The 19,956-nt window shown below is 73.1% G+C and carries 16 protein-coding genes and 1 pseudogene; 11 read left to right on the forward strand and 6 right to left on the reverse strand.

Annotation, left to right across the window (positions count from 1 at the left end):
• The first annotated feature begins 135 nt into the window (after nucleotides 1-135).
• From ACIQBJ_RS10615 to ACIQBJ_RS10640, 6 genes are read left to right on the forward strand one after another with little or no spacing between them, the layout of a single operon-like run.
• Nucleotides 136-1,122 (forward strand): helix-turn-helix domain-containing protein, encoded by a 987-nt coding sequence (locus ACIQBJ_RS10615; protein ID WP_400706899.1) that lies wholly within the window; start codon nucleotides 136-138, stop codon nucleotides 1,120-1,122.
• Nucleotides 1,115-2,110: a helix-turn-helix domain-containing protein gene (locus tag ACIQBJ_RS10620; RefSeq protein WP_400706902.1), complete on the forward strand. Its 996-nt coding sequence runs from the start codon at nucleotides 1,115-1,117 to the stop codon at nucleotides 2,108-2,110. Before ACIQBJ_RS10615 ends, ACIQBJ_RS10620 begins: the two co-directional genes overlap by 8 nt.
• A complete protein-coding gene (locus ACIQBJ_RS10625; protein WP_400706905.1) occupies nucleotides 2,103-3,050 on the forward strand; it encodes a helix-turn-helix domain-containing protein in 948 nt (315 codons plus the stop codon). Before ACIQBJ_RS10620 ends, ACIQBJ_RS10625 begins: the two co-directional genes overlap by 8 nt.
• Entirely contained in the window at nucleotides 3,047-3,997 is a 951-nt protein-coding gene (locus ACIQBJ_RS10630) for a helix-turn-helix domain-containing protein (protein WP_400706908.1), read from the forward strand. The genes ACIQBJ_RS10625 and ACIQBJ_RS10630 overlap by 4 nt, the downstream gene beginning before the upstream one ends.
• A complete protein-coding gene (locus ACIQBJ_RS10635) occupies nucleotides 3,994-4,992 on the forward strand; it encodes a LuxR family transcriptional regulator (protein WP_400706911.1) in 999 nt (332 codons plus the stop codon). The genes ACIQBJ_RS10630 and ACIQBJ_RS10635 overlap by 4 nt, the downstream gene beginning before the upstream one ends.
• Nucleotides 4,993-5,008: 16 nt before the next feature.
• Complete coding sequence (locus ACIQBJ_RS10640; protein ID WP_400706914.1) at nucleotides 5,009-6,001, forward strand: LuxR family transcriptional regulator; 993 nt, start codon at nucleotides 5,009-5,011, stop codon at nucleotides 5,999-6,001.
• Nucleotides 6,002-6,008: 7 nt separating this feature from the next.
• Here the strand turns inward: ACIQBJ_RS10640 and ACIQBJ_RS10645 are convergent, their stop codons facing one another.
• From ACIQBJ_RS10645 to dnaK, 6 genes are all read right to left on the reverse strand, one after another.
• Nucleotides 6,009-6,617 (reverse strand): hypothetical protein, encoded by a 609-nt coding sequence (locus ACIQBJ_RS10645; RefSeq protein ID WP_400706917.1) that lies wholly within the window; start codon nucleotides 6,615-6,617, stop codon nucleotides 6,009-6,011.
• Between the two features lie 635 nt (nucleotides 6,618-7,252).
• A complete protein-coding gene (locus ACIQBJ_RS10650; RefSeq protein WP_400706920.1) occupies nucleotides 7,253-8,287 on the reverse strand; it encodes a hypothetical protein in 1,035 nt (344 codons plus the stop codon).
• A 205-nt stretch (nucleotides 8,288-8,492) separates the two neighbouring features.
• On the reverse strand, nucleotides 8,493-9,014 hold the full coding sequence (locus tag ACIQBJ_RS10655) for a heat shock protein transcriptional repressor HspR (protein WP_400706923.1): 522 nt from the start codon (nucleotides 9,012-9,014) through the stop codon (nucleotides 8,493-8,495).
• A gap of 7 nt (nucleotides 9,015-9,021) precedes the next feature.
• Nucleotides 9,022-10,173, reverse strand: a complete 1,152-nt coding sequence (gene dnaJ / locus ACIQBJ_RS10660) for a molecular chaperone DnaJ (RefSeq protein ID WP_400706926.1) — start codon at nucleotides 10,171-10,173, stop codon at nucleotides 9,022-9,024.
• A 120-nt stretch (nucleotides 10,174-10,293) separates the two neighbouring features.
• Nucleotides 10,294-10,884: a nucleotide exchange factor GrpE gene (gene grpE, locus ACIQBJ_RS10665; RefSeq protein ID WP_400706929.1), complete on the reverse strand. Its 591-nt coding sequence runs from the start codon at nucleotides 10,882-10,884 to the stop codon at nucleotides 10,294-10,296.
• Nucleotides 10,881-12,728, reverse strand: coding sequence for a molecular chaperone DnaK (gene dnaK, locus ACIQBJ_RS10670; RefSeq protein ID WP_400706932.1), 1,848 nt, complete (start codon nucleotides 12,726-12,728; stop codon nucleotides 10,881-10,883). Before dnaK ends, grpE begins: the two co-directional genes overlap by 4 nt.
• 306 nt (nucleotides 12,729-13,034) lie before the next feature.
• Between dnaK and ACIQBJ_RS10675 the strand changes: the two genes are divergently transcribed.
• The 5 genes and pseudogenes from ACIQBJ_RS10675 to ACIQBJ_RS10695 all read left to right on the forward strand — a co-directional run bounded on the left by ACIQBJ_RS10675 (nucleotide 13,035) and on the right by ACIQBJ_RS10695 (nucleotide 19,878).
• Nucleotides 13,035-15,248, forward strand: coding sequence for a (Fe-S)-binding protein (locus ACIQBJ_RS10675; RefSeq protein WP_400706935.1), 2,214 nt, complete (start codon nucleotides 13,035-13,037; stop codon nucleotides 15,246-15,248).
• Nucleotides 15,249-15,337: 89 nt separating this feature from the next.
• Nucleotides 15,338-16,399: a LamG domain-containing protein gene (locus ACIQBJ_RS10680; RefSeq protein ID WP_400706938.1), complete on the forward strand. Its 1,062-nt coding sequence runs from the start codon at nucleotides 15,338-15,340 to the stop codon at nucleotides 16,397-16,399.
• Nucleotides 16,400-16,611: 212 nt separating this feature from the next.
• Nucleotides 16,612-17,685: pseudogene (locus ACIQBJ_RS10685) on the forward strand (sugar phosphate nucleotidyltransferase); the annotation flags it as partial.
• A gap of 173 nt (nucleotides 17,686-17,858) precedes the next feature.
• Nucleotides 17,859-18,788, forward strand: coding sequence for a Yip1 family protein (locus ACIQBJ_RS10690; protein WP_400706941.1), 930 nt, complete (start codon nucleotides 17,859-17,861; stop codon nucleotides 18,786-18,788).
• A 196-nt stretch (nucleotides 18,789-18,984) separates the two neighbouring features.
• Nucleotides 18,985-19,878, forward strand: a complete 894-nt coding sequence (locus tag ACIQBJ_RS10695) for a metal-dependent hydrolase (RefSeq protein WP_400706944.1) — start codon at nucleotides 18,985-18,987, stop codon at nucleotides 19,876-19,878.
• Nucleotides 19,879-19,956: the final 78 nt, after the last annotated feature.

The raw sequence follows: 19,956 nt of genomic DNA on the forward strand, positions 1-19,956 counted from the left end.
CTCCCGCGGTCGAGCCGGGGGACCCTGCTGGGATCATCATCCGCAGACGGAGGAACAGAGCAGGGAGAGCTCGACGTGGCAGCGGACCACCGGACGCCCGATCCGGGCCCCGGCACGGCGCCAGGACCCGCACCGGTGCCCGCACCGGACGGCACCCTGCCCGAGGACGACGCCGCCCGCCTCTACCTGGCCGTGCTGGCCGCCGGCGGACGGATTCCCCTCGACGGCCCGACCGTCCTCCCCGACACCTCCCCGGAACGCCAACAGGCCCTGCTGGAACAGCTGGTGGCGATCGGCCTGCTCCTCGCCAACCGGATCGACGGCTGCTACGTGGCGGTCAGCCCGCGCTCCGTCGTCGCCCGGCTCGGCCGCGAGCTGCGCACCCGGGCCACCCGGCTGCTGCTCGACGCCGACCGGCTGCCCGGGGCCCTCGACCCGCTCGCCCGCGCCTACGACGCCGTCCCCCGGCCCGCCGCCCGGGCCCGGCGGCCCGTCTACGTGGACGGCCAGGAGGACATCCGGCTGCGGATCGCCGGACTGGTCGCCGACTGCCGGCTGGAACTGCTCAGCGCCCAACCCGGGCTCCGACCCCCCGCCGTCCTCGAACTCGCCCAGTCCCAGGACAGGTTGATGCTGCGTCGGGGCGGCACCATGCGGGTCCTCTACCAGCCGGTCGCGCTCACCGCGGACAGCGCCGTCCGGCACGCCACCGCGATGGCCGGGCACGGCGCCCAACTGCGGGTCCTCGACGAGCCGTTCCTCCGCATGATCGTGATCGACCGGCGGGTCGCCGTGATACCCGCCGACGACGACCACGGCCGCGCCGCCTTCGTCGAGGACCCCGCCGCGATCACCTACCTGACGGCCGGCTTCGAACGCGACTGGGCCCGCGCCGAGCAGGTCCACTGGCAGGGCCTCGACCCCCGCGCCCTCACCCGCGCCGTCGTCCACCGGGTCGGCCGGCTGCTCGCCCAGGGCCTCACCCAGCGCGCCGTCGCCGAACGGCTCGGCCTGTCCGAGCGCACCGTCGCCGGCCACATCTCCCGGCTGCGCGAACTGCACGGCGCGGACACCCTGTTCCAGCTCGGCTGGCTGATGCGCGGCGGAGTGCCCCGTGACTGAACCCGCACCGCCGTCCGCAACGGCCCCCGCCGCCGCCCCCGCCCCGATCGGCGAGGGCGTCCGGCGGCTCTACCTCGACGTCCTCGACGCCGGCGGCCGGATCGCCGCCCGCGCCGTCCCCGCGGACCGCCGGACCGACCTCGACGAGCTGCTGCGCACCGGCCTGCTGGTCCGCGACGGCATGGGCGAGAGCTACCTGGCCGTCGACCCGCGGTTCGTCACCGAGACCCTCGGCGACGAGATGAACGCCGAGGCCGCCCGCCTGCTCGACCGGGCCGAGGGGCTCCCCGCCGCCTTCGACCGGCTGATCAACGCCTACGACAGCGTGCCCCGGCCGATGCGGCCGCTCGGCGCGGACGTCCAGGTGATCGGCCACCAGCAGATCCGCGGCCGGATCGCCCGGCTCTGCTCCGACTGCCGGGAGGAGGTGCTCACCGCGGACCCCGGCCAGCCCGCCGCCGCCGCGTTCGAGTCCTCGCTGCGGCAGGAGCTCCCGGTCCTCGGCCGCGGCTGCCGGATCCGTACCCTGCACCGCCCCGGCGTGCTCGGCGAACCCGCCGCGATCCACTACGCCGACGCCCTCACCACCGCCGGCGGCGAGGTCCGCCTGCTCGACGAGCCCTTCCAGCGCGCCCTGGTCTTCGACCGCGCCGTCGCGGTGGTCTCCGCCGCGGAGGACCACAGCCGGGCCGCGGTGATCACCGACCCGGCCACCGTCGCGATGATCGCGGCCGGCTTCGAACGCGACTGGGCCCGCGCCGAACGCGTCAGCTGGCGCGCCATGCTCGACCACGCCCCGTCCCGCACCGCCGCCGACCGGGTCGGCCGGCTGCTCGCCCAGGGCCTCACCCAGCGCGCCGTCGCCACCCGCCTCGGCCTGTCCGAACGCACCGTCGCCGGCCACATCTCCCGCCTCCGCGAACGCCACGGCGCGGACACCCTGTTCCAGCTCGGCTGGCTGATGCGCGGCGGTGAGCCCCGTGATTGAACCGCCCACGCCCGCCGAACGGGCCCTCTACCTCGACGTCCTGCGGGCCGGCCGGGTGATGCTCCGCGAGGCGATGGCGCAGGACCCGCAGGCGACGCAGCGGCTGATCGAGTTCGGGCTGCTGGCGCACCACTCCGTCGACAGGTCGCTGACCGCCGTCAACCCGCGGGTGGTCGGCGCCCGGATCGGCGAGGGGATGCGCACCCGGGGCGCCGGGCTGCTGCTGCGGGCGGAGGAGGCCCCGACCCGGTACGAGTCGCTGGCCCAGGCCTACGACTCGGCCCTCGGCCGGGTCGAACGCTCCAGCGTGGTGCGCCACGTCCACGACCTCGAACAGATCCGGCACGGCATCCTGCAGCTCGAATCCGAGTGCCGCGAGGAGATCCTCGCCGCCCAGCCCGGCGGCGCCCGGCCGCACCGCTTCCTCCGGCAGTCCCTGGAGCAGACCCGCAAGCACCGGGCCGCCGGCATCGAACTGCGCACCCTCTACCAGCCGGGCGCGCTCGCCGACCCGCCCACCGTCGCCTACGCGGCCGAGGTGACCGACCTGGGCGAGCGGCTCCGGGTCCTGGACGAGCCCTACGCCCGGCTGCTGGTCTTCGACCGCCGGACGGCGGTGCTGCCCGCCGCCGCCGACCACACCGCCGCGGCCTTCGTCGAGGACCCGGCCGTGGTCGCCACCCTGGTCGACCGCTTCGAACGGGACTGGGCCCGCTCGGAGGCCGTCGACTGGCAGGCCCTGGCCGGCCGGCCCCGCGAGAGCGGGGTGCCCGCCGAACTGACCGAGCTGCTCGCCGCCGGGCTGACCCAGCGGGCCGTCGCCACCCGCCTCGGCGTCTCCGAGCGCACCGTCGCCGCCCACCTGGCCCGGCTCCGCGAGCACCACGGCGCCGAGACGCTGGTCCAGCTCGGCTGGCTGATGCGCGGGGAGGAGCCGTGACCGACCTGCTGACCGGGCGGGAGCAGGCCCTGTACCTGTCGATCCTGGCCCAGGGCGGCTGGGTGCTGCTCCGCGAGGCGATGGAGCAGGACGCCGGGGCGGCGCTGCGGCTGCTGGAGCTGGGCCTGCTCTTCCACTACGAGTTCGACGGCCTGCTGAACGTGGTCAACCCGCGGACGGTCGCCGAACGGCTCTCCGCCGACCTGCGGAAGGACAGCGCCCGGGTGCTGGCCCGGGCCGACGAGGCCGCGGCCGCGATGGCGGAACTGGCGGAGGGCTACGACTCCCTGGCCGCCCGGCGCGGGCACGCCGACGTCGTGCGCCACGTCGACCGGGCGGTGCACGTCCGCCACCGGATCGTGCAGATCGAGGCCGAGATGCGGGAGGAGCGGCTGGCCGCCCAGCCGGGCGGGGGCCGTCCGCCGCAACTCCTGAAGCAGTCCCTGGAGCAGGGCCGCCGCTTCCTCGCCGCCGGTGTCGCCCTGCGCACCCTCTACCAGCCCGGCGCCCGGACCCACCGCCCGACCACCGAGTACTGCGCGGCGGTCAACGCGCTCGGCGAGCAGACCAGGGTCCTCGACGAGCCGTTCGGCCGCCTGCTGGTCTACGACCGCCGGGTGGCGCTCGTCCCCTCGGGCCCGGACCGGCTGGGAGCGGCCTTCGTCGAGGACCCGGCCGTGGTCGCCACCCTGGTCGACCGCTTCGAACGCGACTGGGCCCGCTCGGAACACGTCGACTGGCAGGCCCTGGCGGGCACCCCGCGCGAGACCGGCGTGCCCGCCGAACTGACCGGCCTGCTCGCCGCCGGGCTGACCCAGCGGGCGATCGCCACCCGCCTCGGCGTCTCCGAGCGCACCGTCGCCGCCCACCTGGCCCGGTTGCGCGAGCACCACGGCGCCGAGACGCTGGTCCAGCTCGGCTGGCTGATGCGCGGGGAGGACCGGTGAGCGACCTGCTGCCCGAGGAGGACCGGGCGCTGTACCGCGAAGTGCTCGCGCAGGGCGGGCGGGTGACGCTCGGTGAGGCGATGGCGCGGAACCCGGAGGCCACCCGGCGGCTGGTCGACCTCGGGCTGCTGGTGCACCACGACTGGGACCGGTCGCTGACCGCCGTCAACCCGCGCGCCGTCGCCGCCCGGCTCGGCGCCGACCTGTGCGACGCGGCGGTCCGGCGGCTGGTCGAGTCCCGGCAGGTCCCGGCCCGGATGGCGGACCTGGCCCAGGCGTACGACACCGCCCGCCTCCGCCCGGACCCCGGGCGCGGCGTCGAGCGGGTGACGGACCGTCAGCAGATCCGGCACCGCATCCTGCAGATCGAGTCCGAGATGCGGCACGAGACCCTGGCCGCGCAGCCCGGCGGCGCCCGCCCCACCGACCAGATGCGGCAGTCCCGGGACCGCACGGTGGAGTTCCTCGCCCGCGGCATCGCGCTGCGCACCCTCTACCAGCCGGGCGCCCTCACCCACCGGCCCACCGCCGAGTACGCCGCCGTGGTCTCCGCGGCCGGCGAGCGGGTCCGGGTCCTGGACGAGCCCTTCCGCCGGATGCTGATCTTCGACCGCCGGATCGCCGTGGTCAGCGCCTCCGCCGACGACGAGCACGCCGTCTTCGTCGAGGACCCGGCCGTCCTGGCCGCCCTGCTCGACGTGTTCGAGCGCGACTGGGCGCGGGCCGAGCGCCCGGACTGGCACGCGCTGGCCGGGACGCCCCGGGAGACCGGCGTGCCGGCCGAACTCGGGCCCCTGCTGGCGGCCGGGCTGACCCACCGGGCGATCGCCTCCCGGCTCGGCCTGTCCGAGCGGACCGTGGCCGGGCACATCGCCCGGCTGCGGGAGTTCTACGATGCGGAGACCCTGTTCCAGCTCGGCTGGCAGCTGCGCGGGGCACGGGAGGGCCGGGCGGAACCACCTGACGGAACGGCGCCCGGAGCGGCGGACGGTTGAGAAGGAGTGGGGACCAGTGAGCGAGACCGGCGGAACCGCCCTGCCCAGCGAGTCGGAGCGGCGGCTGTACCAGGGCATCCTCGACCAGGGCGGCCGGGTGGCGTTCCGGGAGGCGGTCGAGCAGGACCCGGCCGGGGTGCTCCGCCTGATGGAGCTCGGCCTGCTGGCCCACGACGCCGTCGCGCAGTCCCTGACCGCCGTCAACCCCCGCGCGGTGAGCGACCGGATCAGCGCCGAACTGCGCGCCGAGGGCACCCGGATGCTGCTGCGCGCCGAGGAGATGCCGGCCCTGCTGGAGGACCTCACCCACGCCTACTACGCCACCCCGCGCCGCGCGGACCGCTCCAGCGTCGTGCAGCACGTCGACCGGACCGAGGAGATCCGGCACCGCGTCCAGCAGTTGGCGAGCGAGGCGTACGAGGAGGAGCTGTCCCTGCACCCCGGCGGGGCCGGCCCGGCCGAGCTGCTGGCGGGGGCCCGGGAGCGCACCCGCCGCTTCCTGGAGCGGGGCGGCACGATCCGGACGGTCTACGAGCCGACCGCGCTGCTGGACGAGCCGACGGTGCGCTGGGCGGAGGAGGTCACCGGCTGGGGCGGCCGGTTCCGCACGCTGAGCGAGCCGTTCGGCCGGATGATCGTCTTCGACCGGCGGATCGCCGTGGTCCCGGCCTCGGCGGACAACTCCAGCGCGGCGTTCGTCGAGGACCCGGCGGTGGTCTCGTTCCTGGTCGACGCGTTCGAGCGGGACTGGGAGCGCGCGGAGCGCATCCAGTGGGGCACCGCGGGCCTGGAGGGCGAGGGCACGGTGCCGGTGCACGAACAGGTCGGGAGGCTGCTGGCCCAGGGGCTGACCCAGCGTTCCGTCGCCGCCCGGCTGGGCCTGGGCGAGCGGACCGTCGCCGCGCACATCTCCCGGCTGCGCGAACTGCACGCCGCGGAGACCCTCTTCCAGCTGGGCTGGCAGATGCGGGGAGCCGAGGGGCCGCGCGACGGAGCCGCCGGGAGCTGACGCGCGGTCAGCCGGTGGCGATCTCCGGGGACCAGAAGCCGTACGGGCCGGTGTGCTCGCGGCGCGGGCGCGGGAACTGCTCGCCGGGCGCGGTCCAGAAGCCGCCGCGCAGCGACAGCGCCATCCCGGCCCAGTCCAGCGCGGTCTCCACGGTGTGGTGCAGCGCCTCCTGCGACCAGGTGTCGTCGAACACCAGCGGCAGCACCGGGGTGACCTGCTCGATGGTGGCGATCAGCGGGTTGTGGGTGATCGCCTCGTCCACCAGCAGCACGATCGGCTTGCGCAGCGCCGAGGCCCAGCCGAGCTCCAGGCTCACGCCGGCCGACAGCGGGGCGCCGATGTACGCGAACACCAGGTCCGCGCTCTGCATCGCCCGGAAGTCCGAGGGCACCCGCGGCTCGGGCGCCCGCCCGGCCACCGTCCACGCGTCGCTGTGGTGCGCGCTGTAGACCGCGGCCCCGCTGCCCAGCAGCGTGCTCCGCAGCGTGGTCAGCCTGGTCCGGCTGGCCAGCGTCACCACACTGTCGGCCGGACCGGTCAGCCGCATCAGCGGCGCGGCCAGGAAGACCCGGGCACGCCGTCCCTCGGCGCGGTGCTGCAGGTGGTGCTCGCTCATGTCGACTCCGCAAGAATCAGTCGGCGGGGCATGTCCCGCCAGGGGGGCGTGGCGTGTGTGCGAATGCTGCTGACATTCGTTGGTTCAAAACCAAAGTGCCGAGTTCATGCCACTCGCGTGGTCCTCCGCTGACCGATCAGGCTCGTCACGAGTGCTGGGCCCACTGATCGTGGCCGCAGGGCTGCGAGGTCGTCCACTGCCGCCAGGTGTCATATCACTGCATGGCAGGGAGATGACACGCCCTGTCGACTACCGCTTCCCGGCCACTGGTTGGCATTATTAACATCCAGTCGGATTGCCATAGTTGAAGTCGTTTGACGTGATCACTCTGGAAGGGAGGGCTGCCGTGCGTATCGCGCGTCGCCTCATCGCCACCTTTGCCCTTATTGGTGCTGCCCTTTTCGTCGGTGCCAGTGCGGCGTCGGCGGCCGACAGCGGGTGGCCGCACGCGGCGGCCCCGGTGCACGCCGTGCACACGGTCGCGATGGACAGCGGATGGCCCTCCGCGGTGGCCTCGGACGGTCGGGCCTCCCTCACCTGACGCCCCCGGGGCGAGGGCCCTGCCGGTTCCGACGACGGGCCGAGCGGCCGACCGGACACCTCCGGTCGGCCGCCGCTCCCGCACGCCGGCGGACTCAGTCCTCGGCGGTCGCCGGTTCCGTCGGCAGCTCGTCCGCGATGACCTGTTCCGGCTCCTGGGCGAGCTTCCAGCCGAGCTGGAACAGGGTGTCCACCCCGTAGTCCTCGCGCATCTCGGCGATGTGCCGGGCCAGCGTCCGCTCGCTCAGGCCGAGGTTGCGGGCGATCACCCGGTGGCCGACGCCCTGCGCCATCGAGCGGATGATCTGCCGGCGCAGGCTCGACAGCACCTGCGGGGGCACCTCCCGGCTCGCGTGGAACGGGATCGCGCGCTCCCAGAGCGACTCGAAGACCTGCAGCAGGTAGCTGACGACCGCCTGGTCCTTGATGAAGGCGGCCTGCTTCATGTCCTCGCTGCCGGGGATGACGGCCGTCTTGCGGTCCGCGATGATCAGGATCGAGAACGGTTCGCCCAGGGTGCGGATCTGGCTCCCGGCGGCGGTCATCGTCTCCACGTAGTCCAGCGTCGGGCTGGAGTAGCGGGCACTGGGCTGGTAGATGCTCCGGGTGATCCCGCCGCGCTGCAGCACCCCGAGGTCCCGGTCGATCACGGCCCGCAGGGTCTCCGCGCTGCGCCCGCCGCCGGGCTGCGCGGTCAGCAGCTCGTGCGAGCAGTTCTCCACCAGCATCCCCAGGCGCTGGTCGATCGCGGTGAACCCGTGGACGTATTCGATCTTTCCGCCGGCTTCGCCCCCGCCGTTCAGCTCGCTGAATGCGTCGCCGAGATCCCGCAGTCCGGCGGTGAGCGCCGCCGATCGCTGAAGCAAATGGGCCGCTTCGCGTTGCCATGCACTGTTCAGGGATATCGACAGCGCCCGGGGGTCGACGGCCACCACGCCGGACGGGTCGTCGGTGTCGTGGATCAGGAGTCCGAAATCGAGCAGCTCCTGGATCTGCTTTTCCGCCGCCTGGTGTTCTGCCGTGTTGGCCCGGCCGCCGGAACGCACAATGGACAGGTACACCTCATGTGCGGCGACGGAGAGCAACTCGTCGGCGGAATGGACCGGTACGGAGTCCCGGCTTATGCGCATTGACTGCTCCCCTCCGCGATGACCTCGTGTACGGCGGTGCCCGGCCAGCCCGGTGACCAGTACGGATCATAGGCAAAATCGCCCCGCTGCGGATTCCGCCCGCGACACCCGGCCGCCCGTCCTGCGAAGACTCTCCCAGCACGGCGACGCCGCCGATACCCCCCGATGGGCAGGGGCTCGGCGGCTCGCCGACGCGGGGCCGCGCTCAGCGCTTGGGCCGCCAGACCACCAGGGCGCTGGACTGCTGGACCTGCTGGTAGGGGACCAGGTCGCGGCGGTAGGAGGCGTGCACGGCGGCCTCGCGCTGCTGGAGGGTCGCGGCGGCGCCCTCCAGGGCGTCGACCAGTTCGGCGGCCCGGGCCTGCAGGGCGGCGACCTGGTTCTCCAGCTCGATGATCCGCTTGATGCCGGCCAGGTTGATGCCCTCGTCCTGGGAGAGCCGCTGCACCTCGCGGAGCTGCTGGATGTCCCGGGCGGAGTAGCGCCGGCCGCGGCCGGCCGTGCGGTCGGGGCAGACCAGGCCGAGCCGGTCGTACTGGCGGAGCGTCTGCGGGTGCAGGCCGGAGAGCTCGGCGGCGACCGAGATGACGTAGACCGGGGTGTCCTCGGTGAGGACGTAGGGCGGCGGGGCGGCGGGGCGGGCCGCCCGGCCGGAGCCGGGCAGGCCCTCGCCCAGGCCGGGACCGATCCGGCCGTCGCGCGGACTGTCGGGGTGGTGGGGGCTCATCGGGGTCTCACGCTCCCTCCGCCGCCTTGAACAGGGCGGCACGCGGGTCGTCCGAGGCGGTGGCCTCGCGGTACTGCTCCAGTGCGCTCAGCGCGTCGCCCTCGACGTGCTTGGGCACCACGACCTCCACGGTGACCAGCAGGTCGCCGCGGGTGCCGTCCTTGCGGGTGGCTCCCTTGCCGCGGGCCCGCATGGTCAGGCCGTTGGCGCTGCCGGGCGGCAGCTTGAGCTTCACGGCCGGGCCGTTCAGGGTCGGCACCTCGATGGTCCCGCCGAGCGCCGCCTCGGGGAAGCTCACCGGCACGGAGATCGTCAGGTTGTCGCCCTTGCGCCCGAACACCGGGTGCGGGTCGACGTGCACCGTGACGTAGAGGTCGCCGGGCTGGCCGCCGCGCTCGCCCTGGGCGCCCTTGCCCTTGAGCCGGATCCGCTGCCCGTCCTGCACCCCGGCCGGGATGCGGACCTGCATGGTGCGGGCCGAGGAGGCCCGGCCGCTGCCGTGGCAGACGGCGCACGGGTCGTCGACGATCATGCCGCGGCCCTTGCAGTCCCGGCACGGCTCGGAGAGCGCGAAGGCGCCCTGGCCCCGGCTGACGGTGCCCGCGCCGACGCAGGTCGGGCAGACCCGCGGGGTGGTGCCGCTCTTCGCGCCGGTGCCGGCGCAGGCGCGGCAGGCGGCCTGCGAGGTCATCCGCAGCGGCACGGTCGCGCCGTCGACGGCCTCCTCGAAGTTCAGCGTGACCTCGGTCTCGACGTCGGCCCCGCGGCGCGGCTGGGCGGTCTGCCGGCCGCCGCGGTTGAACAGCCCGCCGAACACGTCGCCGAGGCCGCCCGCTCCGCCGCCGCCACCACCGTTGTTGAACAGGTCGCCGAAGTCGAACCCGCCCGCTCCGCCGCCCCCGCCGGAGCGGAAGCCGCCGCCCGCGAACAGCGAGCGCGCCTCGTCGTACTCCTTGCGGCGCTTCTCGTCCGAGAGCACGTCGTACGCCTCGGAGATGTCCTTGAAGCGCTCCTCGGCCTTGGCGTCGCCCTTGTTGGCGTCGGGGTGGAACTCCCGGGCCAGCTTGCGGTACGTCTTCTTGATCTCGACGGCGGTGGCGTCCTTGGGCACGCCGAGGACCTTGTAGTAGTCCTTCTCCACGTAGTCCTTAGCGCTCATGGCCTTTGACCGCCACCTCCCTGATCTGCCTGATCTGTTCGTGGAACCTCGTGATACGGCGCTGCGGAGCCGGCCGCCGTACTGGACGACGTACGACTCCGCAGCGCACGGGGATGTTACTCAGCTGTCGGACGAACCGTCGGCCTTGCCGTTCTCCGGCTCGCCGGTGGTCTGGGTGCCCGGCTGGGGCTCCGCGACCGCGACCATCGCCGGGCGGATGATCCGCTCGCCGATCCGGTACCCGGGCTGGAGGATCTGCACGCAGGTGTCCTCGGTGACGTCCGAGGAGTAGCTGTGCATCAGCGCCTCGTGCATGGTCGGGTCGAAGGGCTCGCCCTCCTTGCCGAACTGCTGCAGGCCCAGCTTGGCGACGACCGTCTCCAGCGACTCGGCCACGGACTTGAAGCCGCCCGTCACCTCGCCGTGCTCGCGGGCCCGGCCGATGTCGTCCAGCACCGGGATCAGCGACTCCAGGATGCTGGAGACCGCGATCTCCCGGACCGTCGCCCGGTCGCGCTCGACCCGCTTGCGGTAGTTCTGGTACTCGGCCTGGAGGCGCTGCAGGTCGGCGGTCCGCTCGCCGGCCTCGCGCTTGGCGGCGGCCAGTTCGTCGGCACCGGCACCCGCGACGGCCTCTTCGGCTGCCTTGAGCACGGCCTCCTCGGCGGCGGAGTCGTCGCCGGGCTGCTCGCCCTGCGGCTTCTCCGTCATGCGGCACCGCCCTTGGGCTTCTCGTCGTCCACGATCTCGGCGTCGACCACGTCGTCCTCCTTGGCGGCGGACTCGCCGGCCCCGGCCGCACCGGTCGCCGCGCCCGCGCCGTCGGCCTGCGCGTAGAGCGCCGCGCCGAGCTTCTGGGCGGTGGTGGAGACCTTCTCGGTGGCGGTGCGGATGGCCGCGACGTCCTCGCCCTTGAGGGTCTCCTTCAGCTCGCCGATGGCGGTCTCGACCTCGGTCTTGACGTCGGCCGGGAGCTTGTCCGCGTTGTCCGCGATGAACTTCTCGGTGGAGTAGACGAGCTGCTCGCCCTGGTTGCGGGTCTCGACGGCCTCGCGGCGCTTGGTGTCCTCCTCCGCGTAGCGCTCGGCCTCCTCACGCATCCGGTTGACCTCGTCCTTCGGCAGCGAGGAGCCGCCGGTGACGGTCATCTTCTGCTCCTTGCCGGTGCCGAGGTCCTTCGCGGCCACGTGCATGATGCCGTTGGCGTCGATGTCGAAGGTGACCTCGATCTGCGGCAGGCCGCGCGGGGCCGGCGGCAGGCCGGTCAGCTCGAACATGCCGAGCTTCTTGTTGTACGCCGCGATCTCGCGCTCGCCCTGGTAGACCTGGATCTGCACGGAGGGCTGGTTGTCCTCGGCGGTGGTGAAGATCTCGGAGCGCTTGGTCGGGATCGTGGTGTTGCGCTCGATCAGCTTCGTCATGATGCCGCCCTTGGTCTCGATGCCCAGGGACAGCGGGGTGACGTCGAGCAGCAGGACGTCCTTGACCTCGCCCTTCAGCACACCGGCCTGCAGCGAGGCGCCGATGGCCACGACCTCGTCCGGGTTGACGCCCTTGTTGGCGTCCTTGCCGCCGGTCAGCTCCTTGACCAGCTCGGCGACGGCGGGCATGCGGGTGGAGCCGCCGACCAGGACCACGTGGTCGATCTCGGACAGCTGGATGCCGGCGTCCTTGATGACGTTGTGGAACGGGACCTTGCAGCGGTCCAGCAGGTCGGCCGTCAGCTGCTGGAACTGGGAGCGGGTGAGCTTCTCGTCCAGGTGCAGCGGGCCCTCGGCGGAGGCCGTGATGTAGGGCAGGTTGATCGAGGTCTCCGAGGAGGAGGACAGCTCGATCTTGGCCTTCTCGGAGGCCTCGCGGAGGCGCTGGACGGCCATCTTGTCCTTGGACAGGTCGACGCCGTGGCCGGCCTGGAAGACCTTCACCAGGTGGTCGACGACGCGCTGGTCCCAGTCGTCGCCGCCGAGGTGGTTGTCGCCGTTGGTGGCCTTGACCTCGACCACGCCGTCGCCGATCTCCAGCAGCGACACGTCGAAGGTGCCGCCGCCGAGGTCGAAGACCAGGATGGTCTGGTCGTCCTTGTCCAGGCCGTAGGCCAGGGCGGCCGCGGTCGGCTCGTTGACGATGCGCAGGACGTTCAGGCCCGCGATCTCGCCGGCCTCCTTGGTGGCCTGGCGCTCGGAGTCGTTGAAGTACGCCGGGACGGTGATGACGGCGTCGGTGACCGTCTCGCCCAGGTACGCCTCGGCGTCCCGCTTGAGCTTCTGCAGGATGAAGGCCGAGATCTGCTGGGGGTTGAAGTCCTTGCCGTCCAGGTTGATCTTCCAGTCGGTGCCCATGTGGCGCTTGACCGACCGGATGGTCCTGTCGACGTTGGTGACCGCCTGGCGCTTGGCGACCTCGCCGACGAGCACCTCGCCGTTCTTGGCGAAGGCGACGACGGACGGCGTGGTCCGAGCGCCCTCGGCGTTGGTGATGACCGTGGGCTCACCGCCCTCAAGAACACTGACGACGGAGTTCGTCGTACCGAGGTCGATGCCGACCGCGCGTGCCATCGTGAATACCTCCGGGGGAGAAGTTGAGCAGTACAGGCTCAAGGATGCATGACCGATCCGGCATCGTCAACAGCTTTGAGCCCGTGTCGCTCAACTTTACTGAGCGCTTATGTCGCGGAGGGGCCGGTGGGCCCCTCCGATGTGCTCCGGGCGGGTGAGTCTGGGCTTAGTGACTGCCGCCATAGCCGGAACATCTTCTGGGGTGCGTGGGGGCGCGGTAATGTCCGGCGCGTCGACCGTGCAAGTTACCGATGAGTACACTCTGCGGGAGACCATTTCGACCCAGCCGCTGGAGACGGAGAGCCGATGCAGCTAGCAGCGATCGTCATCTCGCTGGTCACGTTCGTGATCGGCACCGCGCTCGCCGCCCGTGCGGCGCTGTACATCTACAAGGTGGTGCGCACCGGCTCCGCCGACAGCACCCGGTTCGGGCAGCCCGCGCAGCGGGTGGGCACCGTGGCCAAGGAGTTCCTCGGCCACACCCGGATGAACCGCTGGGGCATCGTGGGCGTCGCCCACTGGTTCGTCGCGGTCGGCTTCTTCTCGCTGGTCCTCACCCTGGTGAACGCCTTCGGCCAGCTCTTCGACGCCGAGTTCGTGCTCCCGGTGATCGGCCACTGGCTGCCCTGGAACATCTTCGTCGAGCTGATCGGCACGCTGACCACGCTGGGCATCCTGACCCTGATCGTGATCCGGCTGCTCAGCCTGCCCTCCCGGGCCGGCCGCAAGTCCCGGTTCGCCGGCTCGATCGCCTGGCAGGCGTTCTACGTCGAGTACACGATCCTCGGCATCGGCCTGTGCATCATGATGCTCCGCGGCCTGGAGGGCGCCCTGGAGGGCGTCGACTCCTACGACCCGGCCTACCTGGTCTCGTACCCGATCGCCGCCGCCTTCCACGGCACCGCGCACGGCACCCTGGTCAACCTGGTCTACCTGTTCGCGATGCTGAAGATCTGCATCTCCTTCGCCTGGGCGATCACCATCGGCGTCAACCCCTCGATGGGCGTCGCCTGGCACCGCTTCCTGGGCTTCTTCAACATCTACTTCAAGCGCGAGGAGGACGGCGGCGTCGCCCTCGGCGCGCTCCGTCCGATGACCAGCGGCGGCGCCCCGATCGACTTCGAGGACCCGGCCGACGACGCGGTCTTCGGCGTCTCCCAGGTCGAGCACTTCTCCTGGAAGGGCATCCTCGACTTCTCCACCTGCACCGAGTGCGGCCGCTGCCAGTCGCAGTGCCCCGCCTGGAACACCGGCAAGCCGCTGTCGCCCAAGCTGCTGATCATGAGCCTGCGCGAGCACGCCTACGCCAAGGCCCCCTACCTGCTCGCCGGCGGCGGCAAGGACATGGAGGGCAACGAGCGGGCCACCGCCGAGCAGCTGGCGGGCGTCCCCGCCGCCGCGCTGGCCGAGGCCGAGCGCCCGCTGATCGGCACCGCCGAGGAGAACGGCGTCATCGACCCGGACGTGCTGTGGTCCTGCACCACCTGCGGCGCCTGCGTCGAGCAGTGCCCGGTCGACATCGAGCACATCGACCACATCGTCGACATGCGCCGCTACCAGGTGATGATCGAGAGCAGCTTCCCGACCGAGGCCGGGACGATGCTCAAGAACCTGGAGAACAAGGGCAACCCGTGGGGCCTGGCCACCAAGGCCCGGCTCGACTGGGTCAAGGAGCTGAAGAAGGAGACCGGCATCGAGGTGCCGGTGATCGGCGAGGACATCGACCCCGCCGAGGTCGAGTACCTCTACTGGGTCGGCTGCGCCGGCGCCCTGGAGGACCGGGCCAAGAAGACCACCAAGGCCTTCGCCGAGCTGCTGCACACCGCGGGCGTGAAGTTCGCCATCCTCGGCAAGGAGGAGACCTGCTCCGGCGACTCCCCGCGCCGCCTCGGCAACGAGTTCCTGTTCCAGATGCTCGGCGCGCAGAACGTCGAGACCCTCAACGCCGCGCTGGAGGACGCCCCGACCAAGCGGATCGTGGCCACCTGCCCGCACTGCTTCAACACCATCGCCAACGAGTACCCGCAGCTCGGCGGCCACTTCGAGGTCATCCACCACACCCAGCTGCTCCAGCACCTGATCGACGAGGGCAAGCTGCTGCCGGTCAACCCGGTCGAGGGCCTGATCACCTACCACGACCCCTGCTACCTGGGCCGGCACAACAAGGTCTACAGCCCGCCGCGCGAGATCATGGACAAGGTCCCCGGCCTGCGCCAGCAGGAGATGCACCGCCACAAGGAGCGCGGCTTCTGCTGCGGCGCCGGCGGCGCCCGGATGTGGATGGAGGAGCGGATCGGCAAGCGGATCAACACCGAGCGGGTCGACGAGGCGCTGTCGCTGAACCCGGACATCGTCTCCACCGCCTGCCCGTTCTGCCTGGTCATGCTCTCCGACTCGGTCAACGGCAAGAAGAACGAGGGTGCCGCCAAGGAGCACCTGAAGGTGGTCGACGTGGCCCAGCTGCTGCTGGACTCGGTCAAGGCCCTCCCGGCCGGGGACGCCGAACCGGTCGACGCCTGACACCCCCTCACCACCCGGACCCCGGACGCCCGTCGAGGCTCCGGGGTCCGGGCGTTCCCGGAGGTCGGGCGATGTCCTAGCATTCGCGCATGACTGCTGACGGGGGAATACCGGGGCCCGGCCGACCCGGTGGCGGCGGCCCGTTCCACCTGCCGCCGGTGACCAGTACGACGCCCGACTGGGCCGCGCTCGCCGACGCCAGGGAACGCGAGGAGCGCCGCCGCCGGATGATCCGGATCGGCGGCGGGGCCGCGGTGGTCGCCCTGGTCGGCGCCCTGGTCGCGACCGCCCTGGTGGTCACCCGGCCGTCCCCCGGCACCGGCGCCCAGCCCGCCCCGCCGGTCACCCTCCAGCCCGACGGCACCGCCGCGCCCACCGACCCGGAGGCTTCCCCCTCGGCCGCCTCCTCGCCCTCGGCCGCCCCGTCCGGCACCGCCACCGCCTCGCCCGCCGCGAGCGGGAAGGCCACGGCCAAGGCGAGCCCCGGCGCGGGGAAGAGCTCCCCCGCGGCCGGCACCCTGCCCGGGATGCTGCTGGGCAGCGGGACGGCGATCGGCCCGACCGAGGGCCACAACGGGCCGACCATGGTGCTCTACGGCAACGGCATCGGCTGGGCCGACAGCCAGAGCCCGGTGGTCGACACCTCGAAGTCGTTCACCGTCTCCGCGCTGGTCCGCAACAACGCCCCGACCGGCGGCCGGGCCGTGATCACCCAGGGCAGCGACAGCTACTACTCGTTCTACCTGGGCCGCGACTACTGGGGCACCCACAACCAGTGGGTCTTCAAGGTGCAGACCGCCGCCGGGGGCCAGGACAACACCACCTACCAGGCCTTCGGCACCGGCACCCCGCCCACCGGCCAGTGGACGCTGCTGACCGGCGTCTACGACGCCGCCGCCAAGAAGATCATGCTGTACGTCAACGGCACGCTCCAGCAGGCCACCCCCGTGACCGGGATCTGGCAGACCACCGGCGGCCTGCAGCTCGGCCGGACCCGCTACAAGTCCGAGTGGAGCGACTTCTGGGACGGCGCCATCGCCGACGTGCAGGTCTGGGACCAGGCCCTGCCCGCCCAGGCCGTCGCCAAGCTGCAGAGCTCCGGGGGGACCGGCGCGGGCACGCCCGCCAAGCGGTCCTGGCTGCTGCCCTAGCCGGTGTCCCGGCCGGACGTGCCGATCCGCACATCAGCCCGACGGGAGCAGTGGCACTCAGACGCTGTTCGAGCAAATAGAGTATGGGCGGAGCCGGGGAAAGGTCCGGCTCCGTCGGAGGCCGGTTCGTGCCGCCCCGACCACGCCACCGAGCGAGCGCACCGGACCCTGCAGCGCCGGGCCGCCGGGAACTCGACCAGGGGAGACGCGACATGACCGAGGCGATCATGCTGGTCGGCGGCAAGGGCACCAGGCTCCGCCCCTTGACCACGCACACGCCCAAGCCCATGCTGCCCGTCGCCGGTGTCCCGTTCATCGCGCACCAGCTGGCCCGGGCCGCCGCCGCCGGCGTCACCCGCGTGGTGCTCGCCACCTCGTACCTCGCCGAGGTCTTCGTGGACCACTTCCAGGACGGCAGCCCCTACGGCCTCGAACTGGTCTACCTCACCGAGGAGGAGCCGCTCGGCACCGGCGGCGCGATCCGGAACGCCGCGGCCGGCCTGAGCTGCGGCCCCGACGAGCCGGTGCTGGTCTTCAACGGCGACATCCTCTCCGGCCTCGACATCGCCGCCCTGCGCGACTCGCACACCGCCTCCGGCGCCGACGTCAGCCTGCACCTCACCCGGGTGGCCGACCCGCGCGCCTTCGGCCTCGTCCCGACCGACGAGAACGGCCGGGTGCTGGCCTTCCTGGAGAAGCCGGAGACCCCCGAGCAGATCGTCACCGACCAGATCAACGCGGGCTGCTACGTCTTCACCCGCTCGGTGATCGACCGCATCCCGACCGGCCGCGAGGTCTCCGTCGAGCGCGAGACCTTCCCCGAACTGCTCGCCGAGGGCGCGCTGCTGCGCGGCGTCGTCGACACCTCGTACTGGCTGGACCTCGGCACCCCGGGCGCGTTCGTCCGCGGCTCCGCCGACCTGGTGCTCGGCAAGGTCGACTCCCCGGCCGTCCCCGGCCCCACCGGCGAGGCGCTGCTGCTGGCCGGCTCGCAGGTCGACCCGGCCGCCGTGCTGAGCTCCGGCACCGTGGTCGCCGCGGACGCCGAGGTCGCCGCGGGCGCCATCGTCGAGGGCAGCGTGGTCCTGCAGGGCGCCCGGATCAAGGCCGGCGCGTACGTCAAGGACTCCATCGTCGGCGCCTACGCCGAGATCGGTGAGCGCTGCTCGCTGGACGGCGTGGTGATCGGCGACGGTGCCGTCCTGGAGGACGAGAACGAGCTCCCGGCCGGTCTGCGGATCGCCTGCGGCACCCGGCTCCCGGTCGGCTCCGTCCGCCTCTCCGCCGGCCCCGGCGGCTGCCAGGCCGGCCTGACCAACGCCGCTGCCGTGCACGCCCCCGGCGCCCGCCTGCTGGGCTGACCGGCCCGCCGGGCGGCACCGTCACAGGACGGCTGCAATCCGGCCCCACCGCCATGATCACCCGACGGGGGGTCAGCCCTTGCGGGTACCGTCGTGGCGTGGCTGGCAATCGACACGACGACGGACGGGGCGCCGACCCCCGGAACAACTGGTCGGCACCCCGCCCGGGCACCCCCCACCGGGGCGACCCGCACGCGGGCGCGCCCACCGGCGGCCCCGAGTACTTCACCGCCCCGCAGCCCGGCCCCGGACCCGGCGACCAGCCCGGCCACACCAGGGCCTTCGCGATCGGCGAGCAGCCGTACGAGCAGCCGTACGGGGAGCCCGGCTACGGCGAACCGGCGTACGGGGGCTACGAGCCGTACCAGGGCTACGACGGCTACGACGACGGGTACGGCGGGCAGCAGCAGGGGGCGGGCCCCGCCGCGGCCGACAACGTGGCGGTCTACCGGGCCGGCGGCCGGTCCGGGCCGCGGGCGGACGGGCCCCGGCTGCCCTGGCGGCCGCTGCTCACCGGGATCTACCGGCACCCCGCCGCGACCTTCGACCGGATGCGCGACCACCAGGTGTGGCTGCCCGCGCTGACGGTCTCGCTGCTGTACGGCGTGCTCGCGGTGTTCGCCCTCGACTCCACCTACGAGCAGGTGACCCGTTCGACCTTCGCGGTCGCGCTGTGGGCGATCGCCGGCGCCGCGCTCGGGTTCACGCTGGCGGGCGGCGTGCTCTCGGCCGTCACCCACGTGCTGGCCCGGCAGTTCGGCGGCGACGGCCCCTGGCAGTCCACGGTCGGCCTGGCCGCCCTGGTCAGCTGGACCACCGACGCCCCGCGGCTGCTGCTCGCGCTGTTCCTGCCGGTCGACAACCCGGTGGTGCAGGTGGTCGGTTGGGCCACCTGGATCGGCTGCGCGGTACTGCTGACCGTCATGGTGCGGCGGATCCACGACCTGCCCTGGGGCAAGGCGGCCGGGGCGGCGGCGGTGCAGCTGCTGGCCCTGCTGGCGCTGATCAAGCTGCCCACCCTGGGCTGAACCGGCGGGGTGGGCCGGGGCGGGGCCGTCGTCACCGGGCCTCGTCGGCGGGTGTCGGCGGGCGTCGGCGGGTGTCGGTGGGTGTCAGTGGCGGGTGTCGGCGGCGGGTTCCGCACCGGGGGCTGTCCGAATGGCGGGATTTTGTAGGGTGAGGTGTTCACCGAACCGACCCTCAGACCCCGCCCGGAGCCCGCGCATGAGCCTGCCCACCACCCACGTCAGCTTCCCGGCCGGGGCGGTGACCGGCGAGTCGCCGATCATCGCCGTGCGGGCCCTGCCGGACGGCCGCACCGCGGTGGTCACCGGTGCGACCCCGTTCCACCCGGTCGACCACACCTGGCCCGACCAGCCCGCCGACTTCGGCACCCTCACCGTGGACGGCGCCGTCCACCCCGTCGTCGACTGCCTCACCGGCGCCCTCGGCCCGGACGGGACCTTCGCGGCGGGCGTCGACATCCCGGTCCGGCGCGGCGACGAGGAGTGGTCCTGGCTGGTGCTGCACGTGCTGCCCGCCGGGGCGCTCGGGGAGGAGGCGGTCGGCCGCACCGCCGCGCTCGCCGTCGACCCGGAGCGGCGGGCCCGGCTCAGCGCCGCGCACACCGGCTGCCACCTGCTGGCGCTCGCCCTGAACGCGGCGCTCGCCCCGCGCTGGCGCAAGGACCCGGGCCGCTCCGACGCCTTCGGCAGCCCGGACTTCGACAGCCTCGCCATGGACAGCTCGGTGATGGACACCGAGGCCAGCACCGACACCTACCGGATCGGCAAGTCGCTGAAGAAGAAGGGCTTCACCGTCGACGCCACCGAGGAACTCCCGTCCCTCGCCGACGCGTTGCCCGCGCTCGCCGCGGAGGTCAACGACCGGCTGGCCGGCTGGGTCGCCGCCGACGCCGCCGTCCGGATCGACGTGCCCGGCCCCGAGCTGACCGCCCGCCGCCGCTGGCACGCGGACCTCCCCGACGGCCCGGCCGAGCTGGCCTGCGGCGGCAGCCACCTGCACCACCTGGGCGAACTCGTCGAGCTGCGCACCGAGTTGACCCTCTCCGCGGACGGCAGCGAGCTGGTCGCCCGGACCACCCCGAAGCGGGCCTGAACACGCGCGAGGGCCGCCCCGGTTCCTCCGGGGCGGCCCTCGCGCACGGCCGGTCGTCGACCTCGCCGACGGGGGTTC

Source organism: Kitasatospora sp. NPDC088391 (assembly GCF_044753345.1).
Taxonomy (GTDB): domain Bacteria; phylum Actinomycetota; class Actinomycetes; order Streptomycetales; family Streptomycetaceae; genus Kitasatospora.